General features: G+C 55.6%; 6 protein-coding genes. 1 reads left to right on the top strand and 5 read right to left on the bottom strand.

Annotated elements, in window-relative coordinates; genetic code table 11:
* Positions 1 to 175 precede the first annotated feature (175 nt).
* From AC1Z24_RS28880 to AC1Z24_RS28865, 4 genes are all read right to left on the bottom strand, one after another.
* The gene (locus AC1Z24_RS28880; RefSeq protein WP_483743704.1) at positions 176 to 2,452 is read right to left on the bottom strand and encodes an autotransporter outer membrane beta-barrel domain-containing protein; all 2,277 of its coding nucleotides are present in this window, start codon (positions 2,450 to 2,452) and stop codon (positions 176 to 178) included.
* A gap of 282 nt (positions 2,453 to 2,734) precedes the next feature.
* Complete coding sequence (locus AC1Z24_RS28875; RefSeq protein ID WP_483743703.1) at positions 2,735 to 4,678, bottom strand: hypothetical protein; 1,944 nt, start codon at positions 4,676 to 4,678, stop codon at positions 2,735 to 2,737.
* Between the two features lie 227 nt (positions 4,679 to 4,905).
* Positions 4,906 to 6,870 carry a hypothetical protein gene (locus AC1Z24_RS28870; protein ID WP_483743702.1) on the bottom strand — a complete coding sequence of 655 codons (1,965 nt, stop codon included), beginning with the start codon at positions 6,868 to 6,870 and terminating at the stop codon, positions 4,906 to 4,908.
* 168 nt (positions 6,871 to 7,038) lie between these two features.
* Entirely contained in the window at positions 7,039 to 7,539 is a 501-nt protein-coding gene (locus tag AC1Z24_RS28865) for a BRO-N domain-containing protein (RefSeq protein ID WP_483743701.1), read from the bottom strand.
* Positions 7,540 to 7,876: 337 nt separating this feature from the next.
* Between AC1Z24_RS28865 and AC1Z24_RS28860 the strand changes: the two genes are divergently transcribed.
* Positions 7,877 to 8,716, top strand: a complete 840-nt coding sequence (locus AC1Z24_RS28860; RefSeq protein ID WP_483743700.1) for a 23S rRNA (adenine(2030)-N(6))-methyltransferase RlmJ — start codon at positions 7,877 to 7,879, stop codon at positions 8,714 to 8,716.
* Between the two features lie 691 nt (positions 8,717 to 9,407).
* Here the strand turns inward: AC1Z24_RS28860 and AC1Z24_RS28855 are convergent.
* On the bottom strand, positions 9,408 to 9,869 hold the full coding sequence (locus AC1Z24_RS28855; protein ID WP_483743699.1) for an REP-associated tyrosine transposase: 462 nt from the start codon (positions 9,867 to 9,869) through the stop codon (positions 9,408 to 9,410).
* Between the last annotated feature and the right edge of the window lie 17 nt (positions 9,870 to 9,886).

Raw genomic sequence — 9,886 nt, 5'->3', positions numbered from 1 at the left:
ATGGCCATCTTCTGTTTGGCGGTAGGCGCGAGCAGGTTCGCAAAGGGGACGCATATTTATCGTCTGAAATCCCTCTCGCGAACAAGTTCGCTCCTACCTCGATTATCCGCAGCACAAAAAAAGCCCTATGATCACTCACGGGGCTTTTCTATTCAGCGTGTTATATCAAAAAAGCTTACCAGCTATAGCGCACCCCCACATTCGCACCAAACGGCTGTTCGATATGCTTGCCATTGGAATAGTCGAAGTCCGCATGGACTTGCAAGCGATCCGTCAACGCAGCGGCCAGGCCTGCGCCCAGTTCACCGCGGCTGCCGGAAAGGTCGTTATTGAAGACGTTGTTATTCACCTGTACTTCATTGTTCTTGGCGAATTCATGGGCCATTGCCACACGCAGATAAGGCTGAACGATGGCACCGCTGGCCAGGGTGAAGTTACGCCCACCGGTTACGCCCACTTTGCCCAGCAGCGAACGGGTGCGATCGCCTTCGGCGTGCATACCGTTGTCCAGGTCAAAATTACGGCCTTGAATGACCGTAGCCGACAGTTGGGTGAACGGCTCTACAAAATAGCCTTGATCAAAGGTGATATGCCGCCCGAACTCCAGGGAGCCGCCCAGGCCCATGCTGTTGTAGTCGCCCTTGGCGCGTGTGCCATCGCTCATGGAGACTTTCGATTCATTCTTGTAACGGTTGAGCTTGAGCACACCGTCGAAGTAGTAGCCGCTGTCCTGATCAAGCCAGGTGGTATAGGCGCCAACATAGGAGCTTTTGACCGTGCCCGAGGTGCCGCGATTCAAGTCCAGGTCCGACTTGCTGTAACCGACCATGGCACCGATCAGCCATTGGCCATCACCCACCGGCAGCGGTGCATCGGCCCCCAGGGAGATACCCTGCTGGTTTTGCTGATAGCCCAGGCCAGACGCCGCCGCGACATTGTATTTATTGCCATAGGTGCGAACCCAACCGCCCGCCTGGCCACCATTGAAGCGCAGCTCACCCATGCGTGTGCGCAGGGAAGTCAGCTCGCCGTACCAGACGGTCGGCGCGGTATTGAACAGCGCCAGGACAGAGCGGGTACCGGGGCTGATGGTTTTTTGCGAAGGGTCGAGGAACCACTCGGTCGCGCCTGAACCATCGGTCCGGGAGGCCAGGCCATAGGACCAGGTACCGACAGCCACCGGGCCATTGAGCAGCGCAAACTTCGCATCACCCGCTGCGGTGCGGACCAGATTCAACTGCTCAGGCGCTAGCGGATCTGTACCCGAGCCTTTGACCAGCAGGTCGTGGCTGCCGGTGGCGGTGCCGGTGACGTTCAGGGTGTCGTGCTGGTTGGTGGCGTAATCGGCATCCATGACGAAAGTGCCGTTGCCCGCCAGATTGCCGACGTTTAACTGATAGAACTGATTGGCCTCCCCAAAAGTGACGCGGCCCTGATTCATATTCAGCGAGCCGATGCTGTTGTTGCCCGCCATCATCCAGTTGGATTGGCTGTTGATTTCCACGCTTGCGACATTGATCAGATTGCCGGTAAACAATGAGTTGTTTTGCAGACGCAGGCTGCCTGTACTGCCAGACTCGACTACGAGATCACCGGTCATCTCGCCCTGATCGAAACTCAGGTTTGCCGTGCTGTTGCCCGTGGCTTGTACGTTACCTTTAAGCGAGCTGCGCAGAACGTTCATGTTCGCGGTGGAAGCTTCCTTGACTTCAAGCAGGTTGCCATTGCCGCCGATCAGGCTGGAGCCGTTGGCGACGTCAATGGTCGTGGTAATGCCCCTTATCACCGATACCGCAGCGCCATTGACGCCCTCGACGCTGGAACCATCCAGCCCCAGGCGTGGAGTGCCCAGGTTTTGGGGGTCATTGCGCAATTGCACGCCGTTGGTCTGGCCTTTGATAATCGTATTGGCATTGGCCTGCACGTCGCCGCCAGAGATGTTCAGGCCGAGACCGCTGGCGCCGGTACCTGTCACCGTCGAGCGGTTCAGCACAAGGGTGCTCAAGCCGGTGACTTGAGCGCCCGCGTCCACGCCGGTGATGATGCTGTTGCTGACCGTTGCGTTGGAGCCGGCCGTTGTGCCGACGACTCGGTTGAGCAACAGCCCGACAAAATCACCCTGGATACTGGCATCGGAGATAGTCGCCGTGCTGTTGGTCACCGAGACCCCGTCATTCCCGACACCATTGACGTGACCGCCCACCATATTCAGATGTGATCCCGACCTTAGTATTAAAAAGCCGGTAGAGGCGCCGTTGTTGTTGAGCGTGCTTCCATTTCGTACGTCATAGTCATCACTGAGCGTACTGCCATCAATCGCCAGTGTTTCGCCATTATCCACAATCACTGCGGCGGTGGCAGGAAGCGCCATTAACAGTACGGGGACAACCAGCAGGGTATTGATTATTCCTGGCACCTGAATAGGCCACTTCGGGACGTTTGTTATATTCATAATGATGAGTTCCTCATGCAAGAACCTTCTCCCCTGGTTGCAGGAGAGGGGGCGGTGAAGTTACAGGTCGCGAGGTGTGCTATCTGTAGGGTAGCTCTTGTTGTTGTGTAGGAAAGGTCCTACATTATTTTTTGGGCTAAATGCGCCCGATGATGGCAGCCTGGATATTTGTCCGATGAGCGGATATATGTGTGAGCGAGGTTTGGCTGAAGAGTGTCATGGTAACTTTACAGGGTGAGGCGCAATTAGCGCCTCGCCTGTCTCATAATTTTTACAATGTTGTTATGGATTAAGCTGGCATGTACCGCCACCGGTGAGCGCCATGTAGACGTCAACCAAATGCCGCTGTGAAGTCGCGGGGAAACCATCCAGAACTGCGGTGTATTCGATGCTGCCCCAGTCCGTTAATGTCGTAAGGATCGGAGGATCATAAGGGACGTGGATAATAAAGCCGCTGTTGGCCTGCTCAGTGGTGGGTGTGAACTTGACCTGATGGAACGTGTTTGGTTTAACGACCGAGCCGGCTGCATCAGTCCACCCCTGATAGGTGAACGTCAGTTCCTGGTCCGCCAGTCTCGGCTCGCCACCGGGAACCCTTACTACTACCGACCAACCTGCAACCGGATCATTAACCAATGAGTTGCAGTTAAGCACATCAAAATCAGGGTCCAGGTTTTGGAATGCCGGGTCAGGAACAGTCAGCGGGTTTACCGATACACTCACCAATTGTGGTCCTGATGTGTCTTCGTTGTCATTGATCGCGGGGTTTTTGATGGTGTAATGCACGGGCAACGCTGAGTCGTTACCGCCTGCATCAATGATGGGCCATGGAATAGTGAAAGGTACTAAGAAGTCTGCCGGTTCTGTACCGTCGACGGTATACACACCTTCTGGAGCGGGCACCGCAACACCTTTCCAATACAACTGCATGACATCGCCTGCTTTGTAGTTGTCGTATATCGTTACCGTTGCGGTAGCGTCTTTCAATCTGTCTACCGGCAGCAGCGTGTTTGGAGGCGTTGTCGTTACTTCGCCTAACACTGTCACTAGATCAAGAGCCGGGTTTACTGGCCCTGGCGGATCATCAGGGTTATCGGGGCCGGGTTTACGGATATCGACGTCAACATCCACACCTGTAGGCTCCGGATAACTGCGATTGCCTCGCACAATGGAGTAACTGACAGGGATAGTTTTCGGGCCTTCATTTGCGTTTTTAACATCCCGGAAAGGCACAGTGACGAATGTCGGGAATCCTGCTATATCGACGGGATTTTGCGCGAGACCGTCCCAGACCACGATCACTTTGTCGCTTCCCGCTACGTAGTTATCATAAGTATCGATTTGTACGCCAACGCCCTCTATAGCATCCTCATAGTCAATACCTGCAGGGTCGGCGGCCTGCGGGACTGTAGGAGGCACGAGTTTGGTGGGGGCCGGTGTAAGGGTCACCTCCAGTACTTTAAATTCCGAGTGGGGTCCGATGTTACCTACCCGGTCTGCCAATGTATAAAAGATGGACTTAGTCCCTTCTGCGCTTCCAATATGTGCTGCGGTCAAGTCTACGGTGATCGCAGTTATTGTATCGACGCGCTCCACGGTAGCGAACAAAACGGCTGTTGGAATATTTTCGCCATAATAGGCGCGAATGACATCGCCTATTTTTGCGTCTCCGTAATCTGGAATCGTTACTTGCACCAGACCACCGTTGGCATCCAGATATTCTCTGGTAATGCCGTCTTGGTCCACCTCTGCCGGAACGGTCACAATACCGCCCTTGGCTCCACCGTTAGGCGGCATAACATCAATATTGACGGACTGAGACTCGGAGTTCTCTGTGTTGCCGCTGATATTGACGACATAAGCAAGATTGAATCGGCCCGGATTGACCGTCAGATTGCCAGGGAGTGCCAGCTCAAATGGAAAAAGAGCAGGGTCAATGGGCGCAGTGAATGACTGACGAAGACCTACCGGCGAGCCATTCCAGAGCAGTTGTACATAGCCTGAGGCTGGTGTCGGATCAGTAGCAAATTGGTAGATCTGGATCTTCAGCGGACGACCATGAAGCGCCAGAGGAAGTTGATCGGTTTCGTCATCGGGTGTATCAGGCAGCAGGGGGTTATCCGAATGAAATATCGGTTTGGCGGGCGCAAACCGGAGGCTGCTCAAACGTAGTTTTTTATAGGCCTCGCGTGCCTGGTCGGCCGTGGGTTTATTTAAGTTTGACATGGTTGCTTCCTCTTTCTAATAGCACGTATTTAACTGATGACGTCTTTTGATGTATCAGTTATGCCTGCGTCAGTTGGCAGCCAACTTGATATGAGTCGACCCTGCGGCTGCGTTACTCAGCCGTCGAGTTCATTTCAAAAGGTTTTTCATCCCCAGTAAAGATGATCTCAGGATGCCGCCCGTTTTCCGGAAACTGCGAAGTTGCGACGTAACAACTTCGCCTGGGTTCACTCATCGCAAATATCGTTGTCCGGCGTACATTCCTCGCCGCTCGGCATGAGCCGGGTAATTTTTACGAAGTCCATCGCCGATCGCCCATAACCGCCATCGGCTTTATACAACTCGTATTGAGCGGTGGCGGAGCCGTTGTCGCGCATCGGCGCAATTAATGTGTCGTACGGCAGAACAACGATATCGAAGCCATTGACGGCGTCGCTGGCGTTCAATGTTCTGGTAAATGTGTCCGTCGCACCGGAGATGGGGTTGGTGCCGTTCAGTGAGTCACAGCCTTGCCATGTCATGACCACCCGATCATTGGCGGCAAATTGAGGGCTGCCTTCTATATGTACGGTGACGCCTTCCCAAAGCCTCGGTACAGCGCAGCAGTTCAGGTAGCCAAAGAGATTCGCATGAGGAAAGCTCGGCTCTTTTAATCCGGCTATCGGTTCAATTTTGACGTTGACGTCCGTAACCCTGGAGAGCTGTTGGTTCACGCCATTGTCGGTGGTGTAGTAAACCGGTAATGCCTGGTTATCCATATCCTGTTCGATGGCTGACCACGGGATTTCAAAAGTGACGATTTTTCCTGTGTTATCACCCGCCGCTACTGTGTAATTGGCAACAGGCTGAGCGATATCGCCCCAATAGACTTCCAGTACCTCAAGAGCCTCGGGGTTGTCATAGAGCGTTAACGTCGCCGTTGCATCAAGGCCGTGATCAAGTGCTGTCAACTGGTTGGGCAGGTCGGATTTTTTGCCGCGAACCTCAAGTTTTGCCAGCGTCATATTCAGCAGGGCTGGAGCATTGGCATGATCCTGCCCGGCGATGGTCAGGTTGACCGGTGCCGTAGCTGTTGACGACGGTGGGGTCAAGGCGTTGCCGTACCGCACTTGATAGCTGACTTGCACATCCAGCGGGCCAAGCCCTTTGGCAGTCAGCGCGGACCAAGGCACATAAGCACGCAGTGGAAAGCCTGCCGGATCCACATCGAGCTCGTTCAATAACGTCCCGTCCCAGTTGATCAGCACTTTCTGCGAACTGTCCGGATTGTCATAAGCATTAATCTGAACCGTTACGCCGGCTTCATCCGTGGCGCCTTCCCGGGCATGTTCGCGATCAATCAAGCCTCGGCTTGAAAGCGGGATATGAGGCGGTTGCAGGTTGCCGGGGGCGGGAATCAACAGAACGTCAATCGCCGCTAAAAGGCTGATAGGCCCTTTATTACCTGCCAAATCTTCCAATTGATAGTAAGCAAAACGTTGGCCCTGGCCTGAGGTGCGAATCACTGACTCCGTCAGGCTGAAGTTCAGATTGCCATTGTCGATGTCGTCCTTGCTAAAACTGTATTCACCCGTTGGCGTTTCATTATTGGGCGGCGGATTCCGGTCCGTCCAAAAATAGATAACCTTGTCTTTTGCGCGCATGTCGGTATATCGCGGTACGCTCATAACGACCTCGCCATGGTCGTTCAGGTATTCATCAGTGATGCTTCCTGCCTGTTCCACTTCGGCTGGAAAACTGGGTGCATCGGGTGTTTGTCCATCATCGGGCGCACGTCTATCGACGGTGACTGTCTTTTTCAGGGATTCAACCTCATTTCCCATCACATTAATTTTGTAGGAAAGTTCATAGGTTCCATGTTCAAGTCTTGAGTAGGGAACATGCATGATCTTTGGCTGTGGGTTGTCAGGATCAAATACAGGATCGTAATAAGTGTACTCATTCACTTCTTCAAATTGTGCGCCTGCCGCGCGCCAACCTACTTTTACTGTGTTGGTATAAGGCTCCGCAGGCCAAGGCGCAACAATCAGTTCCAGATCGCTGTCTAGCGCACTGCGCGGTATCAGCCCGGTCTCATCTTCTTGCCCATTCTCATCTTTGATAATGGCAGGCACCTCAGGCTCGACCAAGTTGGCCTGCAGGCGGTCAGTCCAGTTAAGAGCGCCACGAGGCGGGCGTTTGACAGAGGACATGTTGATCCCTCAACGAATCGAAATTGTCCCGCCTTACTGCATGACCATTGCACAGCAGCGACGGGGTTGGTAGCGATATTGAAGTCCTTTTTGGCCGCCCCCGATACTGTCAGTTCTGACAGGTTTTGCTACCTTCCGTCGCTATTGTGAATGTGTTAGGCCTGCTCTCTATAAGAGGCGCCGCCTTATATTCCCCCACCAACTAAGGCCCGCTTCCTCGCGCCCAGGCAACAGGCTCGGCATATCCCGCAGCCGAATCCACGGCTCATTCTGCCAATGCATTACGTTCAGTTCGCCGTGTTGCCACGCCAGTAAAGCGGGGGCCGGGAGGTTGTTGGGGGTTGGCGTCTGGGCTTCGCGCAATAGCGGGAGGACGGTGTAGGTCAGCCATCGGCGCAGGCGTTGATTGGCCGGGTGGTGGTGATAGATCAGCAGGGAGTAGACCGCCGATTCGCTGACCATCAGGGTTTCGCGCACGTCGCCGTAGTAGTCGATGGGCACGTAACGGTATTCGTCAGGGGCGAGTTTGCGGGTCGCGAGTTCGTTGAGAAATTTGCCCATCAGGCGGCCCAGGTCGCGCAGGCATAACCAGGGTTGGCGGTCGATCAGCAGGGCGTTAAGCCTGAGCTTGTTGTAGGTGAAAAGGGTGGTTTGGTAGTGCTCGTCCATGGTGGTTGTCCGCGTTGGCATTATTGGAGGACCAAAGGTGTCGGGAGCTAAGAACACCACTAAGAAGTGCCGACATATTCCCCCGAAGGGTCTTGTATTAGTCGACTCCCGACATTGCGGACGTGCACAGGCATTTTACGCGGGCGGCACATATATGTACCGCAGGCATAAAAAAACCGCTGTCTGTCGTGGCGGGTAACGCTTAGTCGAGTTCTTAGGCTCAGGGGCGGCATCTTTTCGCGACACCGGGCGAGGGTCAATCCGGGAAATGTTGACGAATGTGTCTGCTCTGCCGCCGCCGGGTTTTGCTAAACTGCCGGGCCTTGCAGGAGTCGCCATGAATTACCGTCACGCCTTCCACGCCGGCAACCACGCCGATGTGTTCAAACACCTGGTTCTGTCCCGCTTGATCGCCCTGATGGCGCGCAAGGAACAGCCGTTCGCTTATATCGACACCCATGCGGGCCTTGGGCTGTATGACCTGCAAGGCGATCAGGCCACGCGCACCGGCGAGTGGATCGAGGGTATCGGTCGCCTGTGGGACGCCGACGACCTGCCTGAACTGGCCGCCGACTACATGAACGTGCTGCGCCGCATGAATCGCAAGGAAGACAGCCTGCGTTATTACCCCGGCTCCCCGGAGCTGGCCCGGCGCCTGACCCGCGCCCAGGACCGTGTGCTGCTCAACGAAAAGCACCCGGAAGACGGGCAGATGCTCAAAGACAATATGAAGGGCGACCGCCGCGTGGCCGTGCATCTGGGCGAAGGCTGGCATGTGCCACGGGCCTTGCTGCCGGTGGCCGAGAAGCGTGCGGTGATGTTGATCGACCCGCCGTTCGAACAGCTCGACGAGATGAAACGCTGCTCCGTGGCGCTGAAAGAAGCTATCGGCCGCATGCGCCAGACCGTCGCGGCGATCTGGTATCCGGTCAAGGATCAGCGCCTGCTCAAGCGTTTCTATCAGGACCTGGCCGAAACCGGCGCGCCGAAGTTGCTGCGGGTCGAGTTGCACGTCCACCCACTCGATACCCCGGCCAGCCTCAACGGCTCAGGCCTGGCCATCGCCAACCCGCCTTGGGGGCTTGAGGAAGAGTTGCGCGTACTGATGCCGTACCTGGCACAGAAACTGGGCCAGACCAAGGGTGGCTGGACGATGGATTGGTTGATTGCTGAATAAGCGCTGACGACTGTGCGTGGGACCGGCTTCAGCCGGGAAGGCATGGTGTGCTGCGCCGCCTGTATTGATGGTTGCCTGTGCTGGCCTCTTCCCGGCTAAAGCCGGTCCCACAGGGTTGGGCATTCAGGTTCGGCAATGGCAAGCAGAAACAGGGTGGGCATTCAGGCTTGGCAATGGCCAGTAGAGACAGGGTGGGACCGGCTTCAGCCGGGAAGGCATGGTGTGCTGCGCCGCCTGTATTGATGGTTGCCTGTGCTGGCCTCTTCCCGGCTAAAGCCGGTCCCACAGGATTGGGCATTCGGGTTCGGTAATGGCCAGTAGAGACAGGGTGGGCATTCAGGTTCGGCAATGGCCAGTAGAGACAGGGTGGGACCGGCTTCAGCCGGGAAGGCATGGTGTGCTGCGCCGCCTGTATTGATGGTTGCCTGTGCTGGCCTCTTCCCGGCTAAAGCCGGTCCCACAGGATTGGGCATTCAGGCTCGGCAATGGCCAGTAGAGATAGGGTGGGACCGGCTTCAGCCGGGAAGGCATGGTGTGCTGCGCCGCCTGTATTGATGGTTGCCTGTGCTGGCCTCTTCCCGGCTAAAGCCGGTCCCACAGGGTTGGGCATTCAGGTTCGGCAATGGCAAGCAGAAACAGGGTGGGCATTCAGGCTTGGCAATGGCCAGTAGAGAGAGGGTGGGACCGGCTTTCACATCAGCCATGCCGCATCCCATAACGAATAGTCACCCACCCTTTCAACCAATCCGGCGCGTATTGAGTTGGCAATGACATAGCGTGCCATCTTCAGCAAATCGCCTTCACCCCTCACAGCCCGGTCGTGATATCCCTTCTGCCATGCAAGCGCTCCACTGCCATATGTTTTGTTGATCTCGAAGGCGCTCCGGCCTTTGAGCGACTGCATGAGCGTCGCAAGCGAGCCGGAACGCAGTTCCATCAACCAATGCAGATGATCGGGCATAACGACCCAAGCCAGTGATCGCACGACGCCGCAGTCATGCAGGCGTCTCATCTCCCTAACTACTATTCGGCCCATATGAAAGTTGGCAAATACGGCTTGGCGATCTCTGACGGCACAGGTCAGGAGATAAAGGTGCCCGGATTTGGAGTATCGACCGATACGAAGAGAATGTTCATGTGAGTGGCCGAGCATTCCATTGCTCCCCTTCT

The sequence above is a fragment of the Pseudomonas sp. JL23 genome, assembly GCF_056933585.1.
The sequence above is the reverse complement of the archived record's forward strand: the minus strand, read 5'-3'. Positions and strand labels throughout refer to the sequence as shown.

What these genes read in the sequence shown, in the direction of transcription:
- AC1Z24_RS28880 (WP_483743704.1), bottom strand. Translation starts at nt 2,452, where the DNA reads ATGAATATAACAAACGTCCCGAAGTGGCCTATTCAGGTGCCAGGAATA.
- AC1Z24_RS28875 (WP_483743703.1), bottom strand. Translation starts at nt 4,678, where the DNA reads ATGTCAAACTTAAATAAACCCACGGCCGACCAGGCACGCGAGGCCTAT.
- AC1Z24_RS28870 (WP_483743702.1), bottom strand. Translation starts at nt 6,870, where the DNA reads ATGTCCTCTGTCAAACGCCCGCCTCGTGGCGCTCTTAACTGGACTGAC.
- AC1Z24_RS28865 (WP_483743701.1), bottom strand. Translation starts at nt 7,539, where the DNA reads ATGGACGAGCACTACCAAACCACCCTTTTCACCTACAACAAGCTCAGG.
- AC1Z24_RS28860 (WP_483743700.1), top strand. Translation starts at nt 7,877, where the DNA reads ATGAATTACCGTCACGCCTTCCACGCCGGCAACCACGCCGATGTGTTC.
- AC1Z24_RS28855 (WP_483743699.1), bottom strand. Translation starts at nt 9,869, where the DNA reads ATGCTCGGCCACTCACATGAACATTCTCTTCGTATCGGTCGATACTCC.